This window comes from Ruegeria sp. BF12 (genome assembly GCF_056538705.1).
In genome coordinates this window covers 66,049-85,266 of sequence record NZ_JBQFTP010000015.1, presented here as the reverse complement: position 1 = coordinate 85,266, position 19,218 = coordinate 66,049, and the positions used below count along the sequence as shown (strand labels likewise).

The 19,218-nt window shown below is 58.2% G+C and carries 27 protein-coding genes; 7 read left to right on the top strand and 20 right to left on the bottom strand.

Annotation, left to right across the window (positions count from 1 at the left end):
* Positions 1 to 156: homogentisate 1,2-dioxygenase (locus ACR0J0_RS19835; protein ID WP_480665748.1), on the bottom strand; the 156-nt coding region annotated here is incomplete at its 3' end.
* Positions 157 to 213: 57 nt separating this feature from the next.
* On the opposite strand from ACR0J0_RS19835, the gene ACR0J0_RS19830 reads away from it, so the two are divergent.
* From ACR0J0_RS19830 to ACR0J0_RS19820, 3 genes are all read left to right on the top strand, one after another.
* Positions 214 to 666: a MarR family winged helix-turn-helix transcriptional regulator gene (locus ACR0J0_RS19830; RefSeq protein WP_480665745.1), complete on the top strand. Its 453-nt coding sequence runs from the start codon at positions 214 to 216 to the stop codon at positions 664 to 666.
* Between the two features lie 60 nt (positions 667 to 726).
* Positions 727 to 1,995, top strand: coding sequence for an adenylate/guanylate cyclase domain-containing protein (locus ACR0J0_RS19825; RefSeq protein ID WP_480665744.1), 1,269 nt, complete (start codon positions 727 to 729; stop codon positions 1,993 to 1,995).
* Positions 1,996 to 2,106: 111 nt separating this feature from the next.
* Positions 2,107 to 2,901, top strand: coding sequence for a M15 family metallopeptidase (locus ACR0J0_RS19820; RefSeq protein ID WP_480665743.1), 795 nt, complete (start codon positions 2,107 to 2,109; stop codon positions 2,899 to 2,901).
* Positions 2,902 to 2,973: 72 nt separating this feature from the next.
* On the opposite strand, the gene ACR0J0_RS19815 is transcribed toward ACR0J0_RS19820, so the two are convergent.
* Positions 2,974 to 3,783, bottom strand: a complete 810-nt coding sequence (locus ACR0J0_RS19815; RefSeq protein ID WP_480665742.1) for a division plane positioning ATPase MipZ — start codon at positions 3,781 to 3,783, stop codon at positions 2,974 to 2,976.
* Positions 3,784 to 4,000: 217 nt separating this feature from the next.
* Between ACR0J0_RS19815 and ACR0J0_RS19810 the strand changes: the two genes are divergently transcribed.
* Entirely contained in the window at positions 4,001 to 4,888 is an 888-nt protein-coding gene (locus ACR0J0_RS19810; RefSeq protein ID WP_480665741.1) for an AEC family transporter, read from the top strand.
* A 98-nt stretch (positions 4,889 to 4,986) separates the two neighbouring features.
* Entirely contained in the window at positions 4,987 to 6,564 is a 1,578-nt protein-coding gene (locus ACR0J0_RS19805; protein ID WP_480665740.1) for an MFS transporter, read from the top strand.
* Positions 6,565 to 6,590: 26 nt separating this feature from the next.
* Here the strand turns inward: ACR0J0_RS19805 and ACR0J0_RS19800 are convergent, their stop codons facing one another.
* From ACR0J0_RS19800 to rplS, 3 genes are all read right to left on the bottom strand, one after another.
* Complete coding sequence (locus tag ACR0J0_RS19800; RefSeq protein WP_480665739.1) at positions 6,591 to 7,004, bottom strand: hypothetical protein; 414 nt, start codon at positions 7,002 to 7,004, stop codon at positions 6,591 to 6,593.
* Between the two features lie 279 nt (positions 7,005 to 7,283).
* The gene (gene rpmE, locus ACR0J0_RS19795) at positions 7,284 to 7,505 is read right to left on the bottom strand and encodes a 50S ribosomal protein L31 (protein ID WP_480665738.1); all 222 of its coding nucleotides are present in this window, start codon (positions 7,503 to 7,505) and stop codon (positions 7,284 to 7,286) included.
* A gap of 11 nt (positions 7,506 to 7,516) precedes the next feature.
* A complete protein-coding gene (gene rplS / locus ACR0J0_RS19790; RefSeq protein ID WP_170328369.1) occupies positions 7,517 to 7,900 on the bottom strand; it encodes a 50S ribosomal protein L19 in 384 nt (127 codons plus the stop codon).
* A gap of 380 nt (positions 7,901 to 8,280) precedes the next feature.
* Here rplS and ACR0J0_RS19785 point away from each other — a divergent pair, with 380 nt between their 5' ends.
* Entirely contained in the window at positions 8,281 to 9,084 is an 804-nt protein-coding gene (locus ACR0J0_RS19785) for a glycoside hydrolase family 25 protein (RefSeq protein WP_480665737.1), read from the top strand.
* On the opposite strand, the gene ACR0J0_RS19780 is transcribed toward ACR0J0_RS19785, so the two are convergent.
* From ACR0J0_RS19780 to ACR0J0_RS19720, 13 genes are all read right to left on the bottom strand, one after another.
* The gene (locus tag ACR0J0_RS19780) at positions 9,081 to 9,506 is read right to left on the bottom strand and encodes a hypothetical protein (protein ID WP_480665736.1); all 426 of its coding nucleotides are present in this window, start codon (positions 9,504 to 9,506) and stop codon (positions 9,081 to 9,083) included. The two genes, ACR0J0_RS19785 and ACR0J0_RS19780, sit on opposite strands and share 4 nt — an antisense overlap.
* 134 nt (positions 9,507 to 9,640) lie before the next feature.
* A complete protein-coding gene (gene trmD, locus ACR0J0_RS19775; RefSeq protein WP_480665735.1) occupies positions 9,641 to 10,450 on the bottom strand; it encodes a tRNA (guanosine(37)-N1)-methyltransferase TrmD in 810 nt (269 codons plus the stop codon).
* Positions 10,447 to 11,262: a hypothetical protein gene (locus ACR0J0_RS19770; protein WP_480665734.1), complete on the bottom strand. Its 816-nt coding sequence runs from the start codon at positions 11,260 to 11,262 to the stop codon at positions 10,447 to 10,449. The genes trmD and ACR0J0_RS19770 overlap by 4 nt, the downstream gene beginning before the upstream one ends.
* A complete protein-coding gene (gene rimM / locus ACR0J0_RS19765) occupies positions 11,262 to 11,765 on the bottom strand; it encodes a ribosome maturation factor RimM (protein ID WP_480665733.1) in 504 nt (167 codons plus the stop codon). Before rimM ends, ACR0J0_RS19770 begins: the two co-directional genes overlap by 1 nt.
* Complete coding sequence (locus ACR0J0_RS19760) at positions 11,758 to 11,907, bottom strand: hypothetical protein (protein ID WP_480665732.1); 150 nt, start codon at positions 11,905 to 11,907, stop codon at positions 11,758 to 11,760. The genes rimM and ACR0J0_RS19760 overlap by 8 nt, the downstream gene beginning before the upstream one ends.
* 6 nt (positions 11,908 to 11,913) lie before the next feature.
* The gene (bluB, locus tag ACR0J0_RS19755) at positions 11,914 to 12,549 is read right to left on the bottom strand and encodes a 5,6-dimethylbenzimidazole synthase (RefSeq protein ID WP_480665731.1); all 636 of its coding nucleotides are present in this window, start codon (positions 12,547 to 12,549) and stop codon (positions 11,914 to 11,916) included.
* 13 nt (positions 12,550 to 12,562) lie between these two features.
* Positions 12,563 to 12,940, bottom strand: a complete 378-nt coding sequence (gene rpsP / locus ACR0J0_RS19750; RefSeq protein WP_170493732.1) for a 30S ribosomal protein S16 — start codon at positions 12,938 to 12,940, stop codon at positions 12,563 to 12,565.
* Positions 12,941 to 12,983: 43 nt separating this feature from the next.
* The gene (locus ACR0J0_RS19745) at positions 12,984 to 13,280 is read right to left on the bottom strand and encodes a chorismate mutase (RefSeq protein ID WP_480665730.1); all 297 of its coding nucleotides are present in this window, start codon (positions 13,278 to 13,280) and stop codon (positions 12,984 to 12,986) included.
* On the bottom strand, positions 13,277 to 13,828 hold the full coding sequence (locus ACR0J0_RS19740) for a GNAT family N-acetyltransferase (RefSeq protein ID WP_480665729.1): 552 nt from the start codon (positions 13,826 to 13,828) through the stop codon (positions 13,277 to 13,279). The genes ACR0J0_RS19745 and ACR0J0_RS19740 overlap by 4 nt, the downstream gene beginning before the upstream one ends.
* The gene (locus ACR0J0_RS19735) at positions 13,825 to 14,376 is read right to left on the bottom strand and encodes a GNAT family N-acetyltransferase (RefSeq protein WP_480665728.1); all 552 of its coding nucleotides are present in this window, start codon (positions 14,374 to 14,376) and stop codon (positions 13,825 to 13,827) included. The genes ACR0J0_RS19740 and ACR0J0_RS19735 overlap by 4 nt, the downstream gene beginning before the upstream one ends.
* A complete protein-coding gene (locus ACR0J0_RS19730) occupies positions 14,373 to 14,885 on the bottom strand; it encodes a GNAT family N-acetyltransferase (RefSeq protein ID WP_480665727.1) in 513 nt (170 codons plus the stop codon). The genes ACR0J0_RS19735 and ACR0J0_RS19730 overlap by 4 nt, the downstream gene beginning before the upstream one ends.
* 41 nt (positions 14,886 to 14,926) lie before the next feature.
* Positions 14,927 to 16,435 carry a signal recognition particle protein gene (gene ffh / locus ACR0J0_RS19725; protein ID WP_480665726.1) on the bottom strand — a complete coding sequence of 503 codons (1,509 nt, stop codon included), beginning with the start codon at positions 16,433 to 16,435 and terminating at the stop codon, positions 14,927 to 14,929.
* 160 nt (positions 16,436 to 16,595) lie between these two features.
* A complete protein-coding gene (locus ACR0J0_RS19720) occupies positions 16,596 to 17,114 on the bottom strand; it encodes a hypothetical protein (protein ID WP_480665725.1) in 519 nt (172 codons plus the stop codon).
* A gap of 88 nt (positions 17,115 to 17,202) precedes the next feature.
* On the opposite strand from ACR0J0_RS19720, the gene ACR0J0_RS19715 reads away from it, so the two are divergent.
* Entirely contained in the window at positions 17,203 to 17,733 is a 531-nt protein-coding gene (locus ACR0J0_RS19715; protein ID WP_480665724.1) for a prolyl-tRNA synthetase associated domain-containing protein, read from the top strand.
* Here ACR0J0_RS19715 and ACR0J0_RS19710 read toward each other — a convergent pair whose 3' ends face one another.
* Both ACR0J0_RS19710 and ACR0J0_RS19705 read right to left on the bottom strand, forming a co-directional pair.
* Positions 17,734 to 18,474 carry an aspartate/glutamate racemase family protein gene (locus ACR0J0_RS19710; protein WP_480665723.1) on the bottom strand — a complete coding sequence of 247 codons (741 nt, stop codon included), beginning with the start codon at positions 18,472 to 18,474 and terminating at the stop codon, positions 17,734 to 17,736.
* Between the two features lie 73 nt (positions 18,475 to 18,547).
* Positions 18,548 to 19,129, bottom strand: a complete 582-nt coding sequence (locus ACR0J0_RS19705) for an FMN-dependent NADH-azoreductase (protein WP_480665722.1) — start codon at positions 19,127 to 19,129, stop codon at positions 18,548 to 18,550.
* Between the last annotated feature and the right edge of the window lie 89 nt (positions 19,130 to 19,218).

The following is a 19,218-nucleotide window of genomic DNA, read 5'->3' as shown; positions in this document are numbered from 1 at the left end:
GTAATTGCACCGCTGCGGGCTGTTCATCCCCCGCGGCAACGCACCCGGCAATGCCTCGGTCTCAAAATCGTTCCCAAAGCCGGGCATGTAATCTGCATGGGTGCCCACAGGTGTGCTGGCCTTAGTCATTTTGTGCGGATCAGTCGGATGGTTCATCCTGTGTTCCTCCATAAGCTGCTTGTCGGATAATAGTTGATTTTGTAACTAACAAGCATGACTCAAGACGACTCCGCCAAAAAAGATGACTTTTATCCGCAAGATTTCCTGCCTTACCTGCTGAACCGGGCTGCCGAAGAAAGTTCGCTGGAGTTTCAACAGGTCTACAAAGACCGCTACGGGATGCTCCGAACCGAGTGGCGTGTTCTGTTTCACTTGGGTAACTATGGCGAGATGACCGCGAAGGAGATCGGGGAACGCGCCAGAATCCATAAGACAAAGATCAGCCGCGCCGTATCCAAGCTTGAACAGCGGCGGTATCTGACCCGCACGCGTAGCCCGTCGGACCGGCGGGTTGAACATTTGACGCTCACATCCCAGGGGCAAACCGTGTACCTGGATCTGCGCGAGGTCGCAAAACAGTATGACACAAAGCTTGCGGGCATGTTTACCCATGAAGAAACGGCCCTGCTGCGCAAAATGCTCCGGCGTCTGGCGCGTATGACTTGAGCACTGGTAATTGACTGCCCGCGTTCCCAGATGAAGGGCAGAACAAAAACGGGACAAAATATGACGACCTCGAACTCTGAAGAGGCAAAATCAAGCGACCTCATAAGCTGGCTGGTGACGCGCGGGCTGGAAGGCGTAGACAAAGAAGAGCTGCTGGAGGGCTATTGCAACAGGTTGGTGGACATGGGCGTACCGTTGATGCGGTTTCACGCGGCCCAATCGCTGCTGCATCCGGTATATGGCGGAGTCGGGTATAGCTGGTATCAGGGGCGGGGTGGTGAATACCAGAACTTCGAATACTCAGAAGAGCCCAGCGAGCAATGGCGTAGTAGCCCTTTATATGCCGTGCTGAACGAAGGTCTGAGCGTCGTGCATGAACGGCTGATCGAACAGAACGAGCCCAGCCGCTATCCCTTGCTGAACGAACTGCGCGAGCATGGTGCCACCGAGTATTTCGCAACCGGCGTGTCCTTTGACAGTCCGGCGAGCAATGGTGCAATTGACGCGGAAAAAGTGGTGAATGGCGTGCTGATGTCCTGGACCTCGGATGCCCCTGAAGGGTTTCGCGAAAGTGACCTTGCGCTGATCAACACGGCCCTGCCGCATCTGGGTCTGGCATTGAAATCGGCGACCAATGCCCGGATATCAAAGGACCTGATGCGTGTTTATCTGGGGCGTGACGCTGGTCGGCGCGTTCTGTCAGGTGAGATACGGCGCGGATCGCTGCAGCAGATCGATGCTGTGATCTGGAATTTTGACCTGGAGGGCTTCACCAGCCTGTCCGAAGAGCTGCCGGGCGATGATCTCATCGAGATGCTGAACGAGTACCTGGCCGTTGCTGTCAACGTGGTCCACAAATGCGATGGCAGTATCCTGAAGTTCATGGGCGACGGCCTGATGGCGATGTTCGATGTCGGCGAAATTGATGCGGATGCACGCGCCGCTCTGGCTGCAGTGGTCGAATTGCAGGAAAGAATGGCAGAGCTGAACGCGCAACGTACGGCAGATGGGCTGCCGGTTTCGAACTATACGCTGGCCCTGCATGCGGGCGAAATCTTGTATGGCAACATCGGATCTGAAAACCGTTTGGACTTCACCGTCATCGGTCCAACCGTCAACCAGACCGCCCGGATTGCCGGGATGCATCGGTCGCTGGGGCAGCGGATTCTGATCTCGGACGATGTGGCCCGGGCAGCCCAACCTTGTGCCTCGCAACTGGTTTCCGTGGGGCGATATATGTTGCGCGGTGTGCCTGAACCGAAGGAGCTGTTTACGGTCTACAGGGCAGAGAACAGCGAAGGATTTTCATTCTGTAATAACCAAGATTGAATGTTCACTACGCTGTAATGGCCGGCTGCCATCGGCACGCCGGCCAAAGTTGACTTGCCCAAGGTGTTGCCTCTTACTTAGCTCAATGTGCTGACTGGAGGCGTTGATATCGTGGACAAAACGGAGTTTCAGCCAATCCCCATCGGAGACGATAGCCTGGATACGCGGGGCTATCATGGTGTCGGAATCGACGACACGGATCCGCGCGCGTCTGAACCGCTTGTTGATCTTGGTTCGCAGGGAATAGCGGTTGTTCCCTACTATCATCTCTCGGACGGCTCAAACCCACCCTATGGGCGGCAAATTAAAGGAAGCATGCCTCAGACGTGGTGTCGGGCTGGTCTTGTGCCGATGCTGCAAGCGGCCAATAACGCATTGGCGGATCACGGGTGCGAGCTTGTCGTTTATGATGCGTATCGCACAATTTCCACGCAGAGGGATTTGTGGGGCTGGGCGATGAAAAAGGCCGCATCTGAGAACCCGAGCCTTTCTCAGCCCGAGTTGGAGATCCGGACGCGCCAATATTGTTCAGACCCCAGAAAATTCGATCCAGCCGATGCAGCGACCTGGCCGACGCACTCAACCGGCGCCGCAGTTGATGCTGTTCTTCGTGCGCTGGAAACAGGTGAGGAATTGGACATGGGCGCTGCCTTCGACGATCTGAACGCCATATCGCATACCGACCATCTTGAGCGAGAACTGATTGCCGGACGGATTGAACACGACAACCCTGCGCTGTTGAACCGGCGATTACTGTATTGGGTCATGCGGCACGTCGGCTTTACCAATTATCCTTCGGAATACTGGCATTTTGACTTCGGCAACCAGATGTACATCTTCAACAGACAACTGGAATCCGAGGCCCTGGGGAGTGCCTGGTACGGGTATTGTCCGCCTCCGCAGTGACGGTAAACGTTGCCGAATATAGAGAACGAAAATTCGGCACAGAGCCTGATTTGTTGAGCCGACGCCAGTTTCTCAGAAGTCGATTTCGACGCCGGGCAGGTTCAGCTCCTTCATCATGTCGCGCAACTCCTGCCGTGCGGCGATGTTCGAGATGTTCAGCTGTTTGACACCGATATCCTTGAGATCCAGCAAGGTCAGGCCACGTGGAAACAGTTCGCGGAAGATGACCCGCTCGGAAAAGCCCGAGGCGACGCGGAAGCCGATGCGCTGGGATAGCATCTCGATCGCGCGCTGCATCTTTTCCTTGTTGACCATGCGCTGGGTGCCCACCCGGTTGCGCACGACGACCCAATCGATCGGCTTCAACCCTGCTTGCGCACGCAGCTGCCGCGCGTTCCAGACCATTTCCGAATAAACCGACGGTCCAAGGATCTTCTCACCCTTCGAGTCAATGCGCGCTAACAGGTCGAAATCGATGAAGCTGTCGTTCAGCGGGGTGATCAGCGTATCCGCCAGCGAATGAGCCACCTGGCTGAGGCGGGTGTGCGACCCCGGGCAGTCGATCAGGATGAAATCACTGTCGCTCTCCAACTTGGACACGGCGGCTGACAATCGGTGGTCATAGATGTTCTCGCCGGGCTTCAGCTTGCTTGCATCGATCTCGGGCAGATCGTGATGGCGGGGGCTGGGCAGAGCCACCTCGGATCCGTTCAGGAAATTGCCGCGGTTTTCGAAGTAGCGCCCCAAGCTACGCTGCCTCAGGTCCAGGTCCAGCGTACTGACCTTATGCCCCAGCCGCGCCAGCGCGGTGGCCACATGCATCGACACGGTCGATTTGCCCGCGCCGCCCTTCTCGTTCCCCACTACGATGATATGTGCCATGCCTGTATTCCCATGTCCCGCCGTGCTTACCCACACGTTGTTGCCGACCACTATATGTTGTGGAGGCCGGGAATGGAAGAACCCCAAGCGCCATCGTGGGGCAATATCAGGCTCTAATTTGGAAAACTCAACCAAGCAGGTTGGTTAGACCGCGTGCTTGCCAAAACTGAGATGCTGTTTCACTGTTCAAATCGGGATTTTGCGATAGGGGAGCCGTTTGGACCATCTGTTTCTGAACGTTCTGAACGTGGTTCTGCCCGTGCTGATCTGCGCCGGGATCGGCTATGCCCTTGCCGTGACCAAGGCACCATTCGACAACAAGGTCATCGGCGGGATCGTTTCACGGGTCGGGTACCCGACCCTGATCATCTCGCACCTGTCCACCACGCAGATCGCCATTGGAACTTTTCTGGACGTAATGGCCGCCGCAGTGCTGGCCATCGCAGGGTTTGGCGTGCTTGGGTTCGTGGTGCTCAAGGCCATGCGCCTGCCGGTGCGCGCCTTTCTGACACCTCTGATGCACGGAAATGTTGGCAACATCGGATTGCCGATCACACTGCTTGCGCTGGGCGATGCTGGAATGGCCTACACGATGGGCTTCGTGGTTGTCGTGCTGATCAGTATCTTCACGGTCGGCATGTGGATTCCGGCGGGTGAGTTCTCACCGAGGAAACTCGCCACGTCCCCGATTATCTATTCGGTGATCCTGTCTCTGGTCCTGCTGGCGACGGGATTGAGCTTGCCGCAGCCCATCGCAAAGTCCTTTGACATACTTGGCGGCCTCTCAATTCCTTTGATGTTGCTGACATTGGGGCACACGCTGGCGACCTTGCGGGTTGAGAGCATGAAGCGGGCGGTAATGCTGACGGTTTTGCACCTGGTTATGGCGATTGCGATTGCCACCGCCCTGGTCTGGGGGTTTGGTTTCACCGGGGCCGAGCGCGGCGCGTTGATCCTGTGTTGCCTGATGCCGTCTTCGGTGGCGACATACCTGTTTATCGATCAACACGTGCCCGAGTACGGGCCCGATGTGGCGGGCTTTATCCTTGTGTCGACGCTGGCCACAATCATTGTACTGCCGGTCGCGCTTTCCTACTGGATCTGAGGCGCACCCTATGCGCAGCAGCAAAAATCGCTAAACTGCTGATTAATTGCGTTAAAGATCAACAGATTTAAGGTGGAATGATGACTGACGAGACATCTGTGGAGTCAACCCCAAAAGGTGGTGCCCGCGTTGTGCTGGCGATGACGGCCATCTGCATGATGGTTGTCGGCTTCAACACCACTGCCGTGGCGACCATTCTGCCCAACCTGAAATCCGAGTTCGATCTGACGCCATCCGGCCTGCAATGGGTGATGGCGACTTATACCGTGGCCAGCGCAACGCTCGTCACAATCGTCAGCCGGTTGGGTGACATCACAGGTAAGATGGGTGTGTTTTTCTTTGGCATGATCGTTTTTGCCATCGGGTCTGCTTCGGTCCTGTTTGCGCAAGACGGTGCCATGCTGCTGTTTGGGCGCGGAGCGCAGGGGGCAGGGGCAGCGGCTTTGTTTGGTACGTCCCTTTCGCTTCTGACCGCCGCTACGCCCGAGGAACAGCGTGCCAGCGTGACCGGTGCATGGGGCGCGATCGTGGGGCTTGCGATTGGCGTGGGACCCATCGTCGGCGGGGCATTTGCCCACTACATCAGCTGGCGAGCCGTGTTTGCGACCGATCTGGTGCTGCTGGTTTTCGCCTTTCTCATAGGCTTGCAGGTCAGCAGGCGCGGCTACGTGCCCGATACGCGCCTTGCCGGGGCAAAGTTCGACTATCCGGGCGCTTGTGCGTTGCTGCTGTTTCTCGGACCGCTGTCATTTGCGCTCAGTAACGGTGAAAGCAGTGGGTGGGCGACACCGATGACTCTGGTGCCGTTGGGCGTTGCGGCCGTGGCGACAATCATCCTTGTCATTGTGTCCCGACGCAGTGACGACCCACTGATCGAGCTGCGTTACTTCAAGCATCCGCGTTACTTCATGGCCGCTGCCGGGATGTTCTTTACCGGCTTCACGCTGTTTTGCTTTTTCGTCTACTTCAACACATTCGTTCAATCTCCGGACGCCTTTGGATACTCGTCCATAGGCGCGGGTCTGGCGATCATGCCGCTGAGCCTCAGCATGTTTGTTGTTTCGGTGACCGCACCGCGGTTTCTGGCACCCTACAGCTTTCAATGGCCGGTCGCGATTGGTCTGGGGGCGATGGCCTGTGGGTTCGTGCTGTTGATGACGACCACCAATTCCACGCAATATGCTGAAATCTGGTGGAAACTGCTGATTGTCGGGATCGGGATGGGTATCTGTTTTTCCCTGCTGCCCCGCCTTGGTCTACGTCTGTTGCCCGAGGAACATGTGGGGCAGGGATCAGGTGTCATCAACGCCTGCCTCTATTTCGGAGCCACATTGGGCGCCGTGGTCGGCGGGTTGGCCGAGGCCATCACCATACGCAGGGGTCTTTCCGAGGTCATCGATGCCTTACCCACCGGGTCGGCGCAGCGTGAGGATCTGGCCCATGCCCTGACGCACGGAACGCCAAGCCAGATTCAGCAATTGATCGCAAAAATGGACCCCGAGACCAGTGCCACATTGGCAAATGCGCTACGCGACCTGCAGGACAACGCCTTCAACAGCGCTATGCTTGTCGCGGCAATTGCCGCCGTCATTGGGATGGGTTTAGCCCTGATGTTACTGCGGGGGCCGGTGCCGCCAGTGCATAGCGCGGCGGAATTGACCCAGGGCAAAAAGTGAAGTTCGACGGCAGGTCGCCGTTCCTGCTATTCGCAGGTGTTCCAAGCATCCCTTGAAAACCCGAGCGCCTGGGCTGCGTTCTGCTGTTCTGCCGTTAGTTCATCAAAGGGCTTGCCATCGGCTTCCGGCGCTTCATCATTGTCCCAGGCTCTTGCGTTCCATCCTAGAGTTTCCCAAAGCGACTGCTGCTGAGACGTCAGTTCGGTCCAAGACATGTCATGAGACGGGCAGTCTACCGACTCCGTTCTCGCCATCAGATTGTAAGCCACGCCCATCGACAGCAGAACAGAGCCCAGCACAAGCGCCTGCTTTTTTCGGGACTCTGGGATTTCCAGACTTCCCGAAACCTTGTTAGCAACAGACATCACAAGAAAAAGAACACCCGCGATTATCAGAATGATATCGACACTCAGACTGTTTAACGTCTCCACCCATTTCATTGTCCTTTCCCCCTCCCGTTCAGTCCAAGGCGACGGTCCGTCATGACAGAAATGTCGCCAAACTAACTCTGCGCCGCCGGTCACTTGGCTGTCAGTGACCTTGATCGCTAACCAGCACATGTGGCCACGACCACAACATGATCATACATGATTATTTGCATTCAACGAAAAACCTGGGCGGCCACGATTTTGAATTCGAACGGATATCTGCGCGCGGGCAGGAAACAAAAAAGGCCGCCCCGGTGGGCGGCCTTTTCGCATCTTTCAGTCGGGTCCGGCTTAGAAGCCCAGACCTTCGTATTTCTTCTTGAACTTCGATACGCGGCCGCCAGCGTCCATCAGGCGCGACGAACCACCGGTCCACGCGGGGTGCGAGGAGGGGTCGATTTCCAGAGCCAGCTGGTCGCCCTCGGCGCCCCAGGTGGATTTCATCTGAACCACAGAGCCATCGGTCATTTTGACGTTGATGACGTGATAATCGGGATGGATGTCTTTTTTCATCTTTCCGCTCCTTACGCCTCGGCGCCAGCCTTGGGCTTGTAGTTGGTGACTTCTGCGATACGCGCGGATTTACCACGGCGCGAGCGCAGGTAGTACAGTTTGGCGCGACGAACGCGGCCACGGCGGACAACGGTGATGCTGTCGATGTTGGTCGAATGCAGCGGGAACACACGCTCCACGCCTTCGCCAAACGAAATCTTACGGACGGTGAACGAACCGGCGATGCCGCTGCCACCTTTGCGCGCGATGCAGACGCCTTCGTAGTTCTGCACACGGGTGCGCGACCCTTCGGTCACTTTAAAGCCGACACGGATGGTGTCACCGGCTTTGAAATCGGGGATGTCTTTCCCCAGGGCGGCAATCTGTTCCGCCTCAAGCTGTGCGATCAGGTCCATCGCAGTTACTCCTATCTGCTCGTGGTTGGTCCACGAAGTTTGGGCACGGCCTGAGAGCTCTTGGTCTTCATCGGGTCCTGCGAACAGCCCGCCAGAGGTCAGATCGAATGTTCCTTTGGTCTGGTCCGCCCTGCCGCGCCGTGGCCGAAGAAAGCCGGGTGTTGCGCCATGATGCAAACCAAAACACCGGAGTCGCATGACGCGGCACCGGATTGCGCTGCTTTACGGGCTTTGCGCGTTGGGATCAAGCCTAAATCGCTATGAGTTACAGGGGCGGGCGGTGGGTTTTCGCCATCCGCCAACAACACCGTTGCCTTGTCAGCCGGATCAGGCATTCTGGGGGAAATTACAAGAGCAGAAATTTAGAACAGGAACATATCATGCGCGCAGCATTGATGCTGGCCGTTATGGCCTTTGCGACCCTTTCCTGCGGTCGTAGCAGCCCTCCGCCTCAACAGGTCGAGGCGAAAGCTTTTCTGGATACAACATCGCCTTCGGTCATTTTCCCCAGCTTCGGGGATGCCAAGCCGCATGAGTGGGAAGGCAGGCACCCAGGTCACTACCCGGTTCATGGGCTCGATGTTTCGCGATGGCAGGGGCCCATCGACTGGCGTACGGCCAAATCTTCCGGCGTTAGTTTCGTGTTCATCAAAGCGACCGAGGGCGGCGACGTTGCCGACCCGATGTTCGAGGATCATCGCCGGGGCGCAAGCGCGGCGGGCGTGCCCTGGGGCGCATATCACTATTACTATTTCTGCCGGCCGGCGCATGAACAGGCGAGATGGTTCATCGAGAACGTGCCCAGAGGGGCGGATCTGCCCCATGTGTTGGACATGGAGTGGACGCCGCATTCCAAGACCTGCACCATAAGGCCCGATGGCGCGACCGTTCGGGCCGAGGCGGAACGGTTCCTCGATATGCTCGAGCGTCACTACGGTCGCAGACCAATTGTCTATACGACTGTGGATTTCTACGGCGACACGGATATCGGGCGCCTGCCAAAGACAGAGTTCTGGCTGCGGTCGGTCGCAGGACACCCGCGCAATGTATACCCCAAGGCCGTTTGGCGGTTCTGGCAATACACCGGCACAGGATTGGTTCCCGGCGTTCAGGGAAAGGTGGATATCAACACCTTCAACGGTCCGCCAGAAATATGGGCCAGGTGGAAAACAGGGGGTCCCTAAGTTTTCGGTACCCCGTAGGTTTCCATGGTGCCCCCACCCACAAGGTGATCCAGACGGCGTACCCGTTCGTCACCAGATGAGTGATGCAGCCAGAATCGCTCTCCATCCGTCAGTTCGCGGCGCTCGAACCCGCGTTCGGCCAAGCACCGGTGCACCTGGTCGATCTCTCCCTGAGAGCGAAGCTTATCGTCGAAGGGGGCGGTGATGATCGGACCCAGGATCACGCCCCACAGCACGATATTCGTTGCGTATCCGCCAATCACCGCGCTGTTGCCCCCAATATCTTCCTCAGCCGCGCATGATTGCACGGCGATCTTTGCTGAGTGCAGGTTATGACCCGCCTGAGTGGGCACTGACATCTCAAGAGGTTTGGTGGTGCAAGCCGAAAGGGCAAGCACAGAAATGCATATGATCTTCTTCATTCGGCGGCCTGTTATGTGTTTGTTCTAATGCGCTTTTCACAACATCTTTTGAATGATTAGATTTGTAAGAAATCAGCCGCAAGTGGTGCCAGCCAAAAGCTTGGGCGTGCGACATGCAAGCCACACAAGGCATGTCAGCCCTGCTTATCGTTTTCTGATTTCGTATAGCGCTCCCACAGATCCGGGCGCCGTTCGCGGGTGATTTCTTCGGACATCTCGTGGCGCCATTCGGCAATGCGGCCGTGATGGCCTGACATCAGGATATCCGGGATCGAACGGCCCTTCCATTCTGCCGGGCGTGTGTATTGCGGATGCTCCAGCAGACCCGAGGAAAAGCTCTCTTCTTCGGCTGAGGCCTGATTGCCCAGCACCCCGGGGATCAGCCGAACGGTGGCGTCAATCAAGGCTTGTGCAGCAATTTCCCCACCGGTCATGACGAAGTCGCCAAGGCTGACTTCCTGAACGCCATAGTGTTCCAGCACCCGTTCATCGACCCCTTCGAACCGGCCGCAGAGCAGCGTCATGCCATCGCACCGTGCGAGATTTTGCATCATGCGCTGATCCATCCGGCGACCGCGCGGGCTGAGGTAAATCAGGGGCCAGTTGCCTTGTACGCCCGCCATTGTGTGTTCGATTGCCTCGCCCAACACGTCGGCGCGCAACACCATGCCTGCGCCACCGCCAGCGGGCGTGTCGTCGACATTGCGGTGTTTGCCGACCCCAAATTGGCGAAGGTCCACGGTTTCCAGCTGCCACAGCCCCTCTTGCAACGCCTTGCCAGTCAGGCTTTCGCCCAGCACTCCGGGAAAGGTCGATGGGAACAGAGTTATGATCTTGGCCTTCCAGACCCCGTGCAGATCGGGGGTCGGTGTCATCAATTCTCGTGGCTTCAGGGTGGGACGGATTGCCTTGCGCCCGTGGGATTTACTTGGCTTGTCTGTCATGTAGTGCCGACCATCGCGCTTTTCGCCCGTTCAATTACCTGGGCCTTTTGCCGGGTCAGAGCTGTTTCGTCCAGTCGGGATCGGTTCAGGGATAGCAATTCAGCCAGCACACTTTCGGGAAGCCGGGTGTTTTTCTGCTTTGGCGGCACCAGAAGTTTGCGTTTTTCCCTGGGCAAGTCCAGGAATTCGGCAAAGGGTGCGCCGGGACCAAAGCGTCGCAATTGCATCTCTTCCAGCCATTCCTCGGTCACGGTAACCGAAGGCAGCTTTTCCCGGATTTCCGAGACCGTGTCCTCGAGCGACGGCAAGCGGTCCATATTCGCGCGGAATGTCTCAAAGTCCTGAACCTGGCGAATTCTTTGAAGGTCATGCGCCCAAAGGCTGCGCAACCAAGCGCCGCGTTGGCGCAGGGACACGTATATTGTGATCTCGACCTCTTCACCGGCGAACCGGTCGCGAACCGCGTCAACAAGACAGGCGGTAAGATCTGGCGCTGCTGCATATCCCTGTTCGATATTGCGGCTGGGGCGCAGACCGCTGAAATTCTCTTCGCTGACGATCAAACCGCGCCGAGTGCCGAAGTTTCGCGTCGCCAAGAAGGCTCGGGTCTGGGTGCTGAAATCGGACAACGTACCCACGGTGCCGTAGATGGAGTGCCGTGTAGCGGCATCGGCCAATCCCAGCTTGCGGGTTTTGTAGGGTAAAAGCAGCGCAAAATGCGGCCAAATCAACTCGCGATTTTCGTACAGAAATGACTGTGCGGCAGTGGTGCCGGTCTTGTGTAGCCCCAGATGCAGCAGAACGCGCCGCATCAGATCAGACCTTCAGGCGGGTCTGCGATGATGCGGCCTTTGTCCAAATCGACTGTTGGTACGGCTTCAAGCGTGAACGGCAGCAACACGGTGGATTTCAATCCGGGCCCGTACAGTTCCAGCAGGTCGGCCGCGCCGTGATTTTGCACCGATTTCACGCGGCCCAGCAATGTGCCGCCAGTGTCATAGACCTCGAGCCCAATCAGGTCGGTGTGATAAAATTCATCATCGGGCAGAGACGGCAATTGATCCCGTCGCGCAAAAAGGCGCAGGCCATTCAGATCATCGGCCTGTTCCTTGGTTTCGACACCGCCCACACGCGCGGCAAAACCGTTCTTGATCGTCCGGGTCAAAACCAATGGATAGCGTTCGTTGCCTTGCTCGTCAGTCAGGGGCGAATAGGCTTCGATATCCTCGGGGATGGCGCAATAGCTTTTTAGCCGCACTTCGCCGCGTACGCCGTAAGACCCTGCAATGCTGCCCACGCAGATCAGATCACTCATTTGGTCCTTCCGTCGTCATACATAGTCCGTCTTGCCATTCACCTTGCGCGGCACAAGCCTCGCGCTGGTTCGAGCGTTCAAAAAACACGCCCACAATAAAGGCGATCATCAACAGGATGGGAAGTCGTATCAGCCCGAACATCCAATTTCACCGCGTTTCGATATGCAATCGGGCGCTGCGTTGCTCCCAGCCGACACGTTCAAGCTCGGGCCTTTCCGACATTTCTTCGGGCCAGCCTACACAGTAATAACCGACCAGTGACCAGTCATCCGGCACGGTCAGGTCGCGTTTCATACGTTCAGGATCAAGGATTGAGACCCAGCCCAGCCCCAAACCCTCGGCCCGCAAGGCGAGCCAGAACAGGGTGATTGCAGCAACAACGGAATAGCGGCGCATTTCGGGCATCGTGCCCGCACCCAGCCCCAGACCTTTGTTGGTCGACTCGTCGGAAAAAACGGCCAGTTGAACAGGCGCTTCCTGCATGCCGGACAGTTTCAGGCGGCTGTATTTCAGTGCCTTGTCGCCTGAATAGCCTGCAAGGGCCTGTTCATTGGCGTTTTGAAAATTCTCCAGCGCTGCGGCCCGCGCCGCCTCGCTTTCGACGCGAATGACGCGCCAGGGTTCGCTCAGCCCCACCGAAGGGGCCAGTCGAAAGGTGTCGAGGCAGCGCGTCAGCACCGCCTCGTCCACAGGATCGGTGCGGAACCGGCGCACGTCGCGCCGGAGCCGCATCAGCAGTTCGAACTGCGTGCGAAAATCGTCGGTGAAAGCCTGATCCTGCACGCGCCCGCCTTGCTTATTCTTCTGCTGCAGCTTCTTCAGCCGGAGCAGCGGCTTCAGCAGCCTTAGCCGCTTTCTCTTCCGCGCGCTCTTGAGCTTTCTTGCCCGGGGTACCCTTGTTGGGGTTGTTGCGCTCGGCTTTTTCACGGGTGCCCGCTGCTTCCAGCATACGTGCGATACGGTCGGTGGGCTGTGCGCCCTGGTCCAGCCAGTACTGAACGCGCTCCATGTCCATTTTCACGCGCTCTTCGCTGTCTTTCGGCAGCAGCGGGTTGTAGGTGCCCAGTTTCTCGATGAAACGGCCGTCGCGCGGCATGCGGCTGTCAGCAGCCACGATGCGATAGAATGGACGCTTTTTCGAGCCGCCGCGGGCGAGACGAATTTTCATTGCCATGGTGGTATCTCCTTTGAATGGCGTGTCCGGCGTAGGTGCCGGTTTAGTTCTTGTGTTTCTTGTGGTGTCGGATGACTTCCTGAATGATGAAATTCAGAAAAGCCTTGGCGAAATCGGGGTCCAGATCGGCCTCTTTCGCCAGGTCTTCAAGCCGTGCGATCTGCGCTGCCTCGCGCGAGGGATCGGACGGGGGAAGGTCGTGTTCGGCCTTGAGCTTGCCAACGGCCTGGGTGTGCTTGAACCGCTCGCCCAGCGTGTAGACAAGGATCGCGTCCAGCCGGTCGATGCTTTCGCGATGCTCTTTCAGCAACGTCGCAGCCCGTGTCACGGGGTTGTTCATTGGCCGGTCCTTTCGGTGGTCAAAGCGGTGTCAGATATGTCGAGTTTCGGGTGCCGCCAGACCTGGCAGCGTTTGCCAACAACTTCGCCCTCGCGTTCATAGGTGGCACCAAGACGTTCGGCCAACGCGCGCGAGCGGTTGTTTTCATGAGCGATGTATGAGATCGGGCCGTTCACCCTCTGGTGCCGGGCGGCATAGGCGCGAGCGGCTGTCGCGGCCTCGAACGCAATTCCCTTACCTTCGAAACCTTCGAATATAACCCAACCCAGCTCGGGCTCATCCCAGCCCGGTGCGTTGATGATTCCGGTCCAGCCTGCAAATGCTCCGCTGGCCTTTTCGACGATGTGCCAGCCTCCGTACCCCATGATGGCCCAGTGCCCGAACCGGCCCAACAGGGACCGCCAAGCATCCAGCGGCGTTTTTGGGCCACCGACCATACGGCTGCGTTCCGACGCGAAGAACTCTATCATCGCGGGCAGGTCGCCTTCTTGCGGTGCCCGCAGGATCAGGTTCTCGGTTTCGACGGTAGGGATGGTGTACGAGGTCATGCGTAGGCCTCCATCCCGCCGTTCACAAGATCGGCTGGGGCAGGGTGCCGCCAGACCTGCATTGTACCGAAACCCGGATGCTCATAGGTATAATCGAACTGTGCGCCCAGACGTTCGGCCACGGCCTTGCTGCCCAGATTGTCCGGGTCGATCAGAGAGATCGCCGTTTCCCATCCCAGCACGTCATAGGCATGCGCGCGAGCGGCCAGCGCGGCCTCGGTTGCATATCCCTTGCCGGTGGCATTGTTCATCAAAGTCCAGCCGATTTCGGGCTCGGGCCAGCTATGCGGGAACCACAGGCCCACATGGCCGACATAGGTGCCGGTGTCCTTTTCCTCAACGCCCCAAAAACCAAAACCGCGCATGGCCCAATGGCCCAGTAGCATGGCAATGGCACGCCAAGTTTCATCAGGGCGCAAGGGGCCGCCGACGAATTTTGACGCGTCGCTGGCAAAAAAATCTGCTTCGGCTTCGAAGTCCGCTTCGCACGGGGCCCGCATGATCAGGCGTTCGGTTTCCAACTTTGGGATCGCCATCGAAAGGGTCATGCCGACACCTCGCCATAGCGCCAAACATGCTGATCTGCGTCAAAGGCAGTCTCGGCCACGGCATCGCGAGATGCGCCGAGGCGTTGCGCCAGTGCATTCGATCGCGTGTTGGACCGCGAGACATAGCTGACGAACTGGCCCGCCCCGAGCAAGTCGAACCCGAAGTCTCGCACGGCTGTGCAGGCCTCGGTTGCGTAACCTTGCTTACGGTGTTCGGCGCCGAACAAATAACCAAGCTCGGGTTCGTGGTCGTCCCATTCTATCCCTAACATGACGAAACCGACGGCTTGGTCGTCGTTCTTTAGGGTTACCGTGAACAAGCCGTGACCGTGCAACAGCCACCCGGACGTATAGAAAGAGAATTCGGTCCAGGCTTCTTGTTCGGAACTGCCGAAGCTCTCGTGGCAAACTGTGGTCCAAAGCGGCAAGTCTTCAAGACGGGGCGCACGCAGAACCAACCGCTCGGTCTCAAGAACCGGCAGGGCCGCGCGATATTGCGCTGCTGCCATCGCCGCCTTTCCGGACGGGGGCTGGGTGCAGCGTGCTGACGTCACTTTTTCTTTCCAAACCCGCTCAGCCCCGGGGGCAGACCCATGCCACCACCCAGACCGGGCATTCCACCGGGCATCTTGCCGCCCATCGCCTTGGCCGCCTGTTCCAGCGCCTTGGGGTCCATGCCGGCTGCCATCTCTTCGGGCGAAGGGCCGCCTTTGCCGAACATGCCTTTCATGGCTTGTTTCAGCATCTTGCCTTTGCCCATCTTGCCCATCTTTTTCATCATGTCCGACATCTGCCGGTGCATCTTGAGCAGCTTGTTGAGGTCGCTGACCTCCATCCCCGAACCGGCAGCAATCCGTTTCTTGCGGCTGGCCTGCAGCAGTTGCGGATTGGCGCGTTCGCGTTTGGTCATCGATTGGATCATGGCGATCTGCTGGCGCAGGATCTTGTCGTCCAGCCCGGCCTGATCCATCTGCTTGGCCATCTTGCCCATGCCCGGCATCATTCCCATCATGCCCTGCATGCCGCCCATCTGGATCATCTGCTCCAGCTGCATCTTGAGGTCGTTCATGTTGAACTGACCTTTGACCATGCGCTTCATCATGCGCTCGGTCTGTTCCATCTCCATCGTTTCCTGGGCTTTTTCGACCAGGGCAACGATGTCGCCCATGCCCAGAATACGACCGGCGATCCGGTCCGGCTCGAAGGTTTCGAGCGCGTCCATCTTCTCGCCCAGACCGACAAAGCGGATCGGCTTGCCGGTGACCGCGCGCATCGACAGGGCGGCACCGCCGCGACCGTCACCGTCCATCCGGGTCAGGACCACGCCCGAGATGCCGACCTTGGCGTCGAACTCCTCGGCCACTTCAACGGCTACCTGACCGGTCAGGCCGTCGACGACCAGCAGGGTCTCGCGCGGGTCAACAGCGTTGCGGACCTGCTCGACCTCGTCCATCAGGACTTCGTCGATGTGCAGACGACCCGCTGTGTCGAGCATATAGACGTCATAGCCGCCCAGCGTTGCCTGCTGCTTGGCGCGCTTGGCAATATCGACGGGTTTCTGGCCCGGTACGATCGGCAGGGTGTCCACGCCGACCTGAGTGCCCAGAACCGCAAGCTGATCCATCGCCGCCGGGCGATAGACGTCGAGCGAAGCCATCAGGACCTTCTTGCCCTCTTTTTCTTTCAGGCGCTTAGCGAGCTTACCGGTGGTGGTGGTCTTACCCGAACCCTGCAGACCGACCATCAGGATCGGGGCAGGCGGGTTGTCGATCTTCAGCGCACCCGGGTCTTCCTCGCCACGCAGTGTGTCAACCAGAGCGTCATGTACGATCTTGACGACCTGCTGACCCGGAGTGATCGACTTGGTGACAGCCTGACCGGTGGCCTGCTCCTGTACCTTCTTTACGAATTCGCGCGCCACAGGCAGCGAGACGTCGGCCTCAAGTAGCGCGACCCGGACCTCACGCAGGGCGGTTTTGACGTCTTCTTCAGACAGAGCACCCTGTTTGGTCAGCCGGTCAAAGACGCCAGAGAGGCGTTCGGATAGATTTTCAAACATGCCTTCGGCCTCCTATGCCGGTTATCTGGTGGCACTTCCTAGGTAGGAAACACCGGTTAAATACACAATTGCCCCCACGGGCGAAACTCGCTGGTGGGGGGCGATCCCTGAACGACTCAAGGGACCGGAAGATCAGACGCTTCCGGATGTTTGCGGCGATTTAGGCCGATTGGCTGGCAGAGTCAACCTTGTGCGCCGGAAGCCAGTCATTGACTGCATCAACCAGCCGATGCGCACCGCGACCGCTGACATAGGCTTGGACAATCGGGTGGCGACCGGCACTCATGCCTTTTTCCAGGATCAGAACGGGGCGATGCATCTTGGATGTTGTCCTGTCGCGGCTTGAGGTGGCGGTCTCCACCTCGGCATGGGACAGGTTGGACAGCTCATGTTCTACGGTGTCATATCCAAAGACCGATTGGCGGCGGATCAAAATGCTATTGCTCTTGCGGTCCAATATGACCTGAACGCGGCGCACAAAGACACATAAAGCGCCGACCCCCATCCCGCCACCGAACAGGGCAAAGAAGAGGCCGAACAAAATGCCCTCGCCGCCTTCGCTGACCATGAACAGGCCGACACCGACAAAGACGAGGATGAAGAAGACCAGCGAGATGCCGATGAACCAGGGCGTGTTGGACAGGATCAGTTGGTCGGGTGTATTGCGCGTCACTTTCATGGCGGCACGCTAACACCGAAATCTGGAACTGTCGTGGCTTGAATTTATCGCCATGTTGCGCGATGAGCGCGCCAAACAGGAGGTTCCCATGGACGCATCATCCGCTTTCCAGGACACGTTGCCGCTCAGCTCTGACGCGCTGTTGGCGCAACTGGACGCGTGGGGGCTGACCTATCGGCTGCACACGCATATCCCCCTGCGTACGGTAGAAGATGCCAAAGGCGTCGAAGAGCAATTCCTAGTGCCGGGTGAAAACGTCCTGCGGCTCAAGAACCTCTATTTACGGGACAAGAAAAAGCGGAACTATCTTGTGACGCTGGAACAAAGCCGTGAGATCGACCTCAAAGCGTTGGGAGCAGAGCTGGGGATCGGTAACCTGTCCTTTGGGTCGGCGGATCGGTTGTTTCAAAACCTCGGTATCCGCCCCGGTGCGGTCAGCCCGTTGGCCATGATAAACGGTGTAGAGCACAATGTGCGCTTTTTCATGGATGCCGCGGCGCAACAGGCAGAAGTCATCAATATGCACCCGCTGGTCAATGACCGGACGGTGGCGATGCCTCGCACTGATCTGATGGCATTCTTTGATCGCGTTGGGTGTGATGTAAACTGGCTGCCCTGATCAGTCGTCTAGTGCTTCGGCCAATGCGGCGGCGACGTGGGCTGCGGATGGGTTTATGAAAAGGTGCCCGTCGGCCTCAAACACAGCGTCATCCAGATGATCCGGGAAGGCCAGCGGCAGTTCGGTACAGGCCAGCAAAATCGCGGCTCCGGGGCTGGCGTGCTTGTTACAGAAGTCAAGCAGCCTGGCGCGCGCCGTATCTGAGGCGCGGCCATAGAAATCGTTGTCGATCATGGCCTGCATCTCAGAAATTTCTGGTTCAGGCAGGCGGTCATTTGCGGTAATGCCCTCGTTCGCCAGCCTGTCCGCGTAGTTGGTCGCCTGCATGGTCACGGTCGTTCCCAATACCAGTGCCTTGGTTGCGCCAGTGGACGCGGTCGCCTCGGCGGTAGCATCGAATATGCTGAGAATGGGCATGGTGACGCCCTGCCGAATCGCATGCAGACGCGCGTGCGGTGTGTTGGAGGCGATGATGCCAAAATCGCACCCCGCGTTTTCGAGCGTCAGCAAGGCGTCGCGAAACACTGCATCAAACCCGGCCCAACTGGTCTCGTCCCCGTCCGTGCCGCGCAACGCGCGGGTCTTGGATTGCGTAACAGATTCGATGGTCATCGGAGGGATGGGAAGGGGCGAGCTGTGGCCGCGTTCCTCAAAGTGCCGACTGGCGCCTTCAGCGATGGCCCTGTAGTAGTCCACGGTCGAGGCCCAGCCGACACCGCCCAAAATTCCGATTTTCTTCATAATAAACGCCCAGTCTGCCAAATCCGGTTCAGGCGCAGACTGGACGTTTCAAAGGTCAAATACCAGAGCCAGATCAGGCGGCCAGTTCCAGCACTGCCTTTTTGGCGTTGGCCAGTGCGGTTTCCGCGTCCAGTGCCATTTTATCAGCGGCGACGACGTCCACGTCATGGATGCCGATAAAGCCTAGCACGTGCTTGGCATAGTTGGTTGCAAAGTCGATCTCGGATCCGACTTCGGTGCCACCGGACGCGATGGCGAGAATGGCGCGTTTGCCCTCAAGCAGACCTTTGGGGCCGGCCTCCGAATAAGCAAAGGTAAGACCAGCGCGGGCAACCAGATCGATCCAGGCTTTGAATGCGGCGGGAACAGAAAAATTGTAGATCGGCAGTCCGATGACCAGCGTGTCAGCCTTTTGCAGTTCGCTGACCAGTTCGTCGGATAGGGCAAGCAGATCGCGCTGAACTTCGTCGCGCTGATCGGCCGGGGTGAAGTTGGCGTTGATCCAGTCTTCGGTCAGCAGGGGCAGGGGGCTGGCCAGGTCGCGGCGAATGATGCGCTCGGCGCCCAAATGTCCGACAATCTGGCCGGAAAGGTCGCGGGTTGCAGAGCCGGTGCGGCGAGCCGACGCGTCGATGTGCAGAATGGTCTTGGTCATGTCAGGAGGTCCTTTTTTAGCAGGGAATCTGTTTCTGGCTCCAATATGATTGTTGCGGCAGCGAACGAAACACGGATATACCAACAGGT

Coding starts and splice junctions, on each gene's coding strand:
- ACR0J0_RS19830 (WP_480665745.1), top strand. CDS start 214: ATGACTCAAGACGACTCCGCCAAAAAAGATGACTTTTATCCGCAAGAT.
- ACR0J0_RS19825 (WP_480665744.1), top strand. CDS start 727: ATGACGACCTCGAACTCTGAAGAGGCAAAATCAAGCGACCTCATAAGC.
- ACR0J0_RS19815 (WP_480665742.1), bottom strand. CDS start 3,783: ATGGCACATATCATCGTAGTGGGGAACGAGAAGGGCGGCGCGGGCAAA.
- ACR0J0_RS19800 (WP_480665739.1), bottom strand. CDS start 7,004: ATGAAATGGGTGGAGACGTTAAACAGTCTGAGTGTCGATATCATTCTG.
- rpmE (WP_480665738.1), bottom strand. CDS start 7,505: ATGAAAAAAGACATCCATCCCGATTATCACGTCATCAACGTCAAAATG.
- rplS (WP_170328369.1), bottom strand. CDS start 7,900: ATGGACCTGATCGCACAGCTTGAGGCGGAACAGATTGCCGCCCTGGGG.
- ACR0J0_RS19785 (WP_480665737.1), top strand. CDS start 8,281: ATGCGCGCAGCATTGATGCTGGCCGTTATGGCCTTTGCGACCCTTTCC.
- ACR0J0_RS19780 (WP_480665736.1), bottom strand. CDS start 9,506: ATGAAGAAGATCATATGCATTTCTGTGCTTGCCCTTTCGGCTTGCACC.
- trmD (WP_480665735.1), bottom strand. CDS start 10,450: ATGACAGACAAGCCAAGTAAATCCCACGGGCGCAAGGCAATCCGTCCC.
- ACR0J0_RS19770 (WP_480665734.1), bottom strand. CDS start 11,262: ATGCGGCGCGTTCTGCTGCATCTGGGGCTACACAAGACCGGCACCACT.
- rimM (WP_480665733.1), bottom strand. CDS start 11,765: ATGAGTGATCTGATCTGCGTGGGCAGCATTGCAGGGTCTTACGGCGTA.
- ACR0J0_RS19760 (WP_480665732.1), bottom strand. CDS start 11,907: ATGTTCGGGCTGATACGACTTCCCATCCTGTTGATGATCGCCTTTATT.
- rpsP (WP_170493732.1), bottom strand. CDS start 12,940: ATGGCAATGAAAATTCGTCTCGCCCGCGGCGGCTCGAAAAAGCGTCCA.
- ACR0J0_RS19745 (WP_480665730.1), bottom strand. CDS start 13,280: ATGAACAACCCCGTGACACGGGCTGCGACGTTGCTGAAAGAGCATCGC.
- ACR0J0_RS19740 (WP_480665729.1), bottom strand. CDS start 13,828: ATGACCTCGTACACCATCCCTACCGTCGAAACCGAGAACCTGATCCTG.
- ACR0J0_RS19735 (WP_480665728.1), bottom strand. CDS start 14,376: ATGACCCTTTCGATGGCGATCCCAAAGTTGGAAACCGAACGCCTGATC.
- ACR0J0_RS19730 (WP_480665727.1), bottom strand. CDS start 14,885: ATGGCAGCAGCGCAATATCGCGCGGCCCTGCCGGTTCTTGAGACCGAG.
- ffh (WP_480665726.1), bottom strand. CDS start 16,435: ATGTTTGAAAATCTATCCGAACGCCTCTCTGGCGTCTTTGACCGGCTG.
- ACR0J0_RS19720 (WP_480665725.1), bottom strand. CDS start 17,114: ATGAAAGTGACGCGCAATACACCCGACCAACTGATCCTGTCCAACACG.
- ACR0J0_RS19715 (WP_480665724.1), top strand. CDS start 17,203: ATGGACGCATCATCCGCTTTCCAGGACACGTTGCCGCTCAGCTCTGAC.
- ACR0J0_RS19710 (WP_480665723.1), bottom strand. CDS start 18,474: ATGAAGAAAATCGGAATTTTGGGCGGTGTCGGCTGGGCCTCGACCGTG.
- ACR0J0_RS19705 (WP_480665722.1), bottom strand. CDS start 19,129: ATGACCAAGACCATTCTGCACATCGACGCGTCGGCTCGCCGCACCGGC.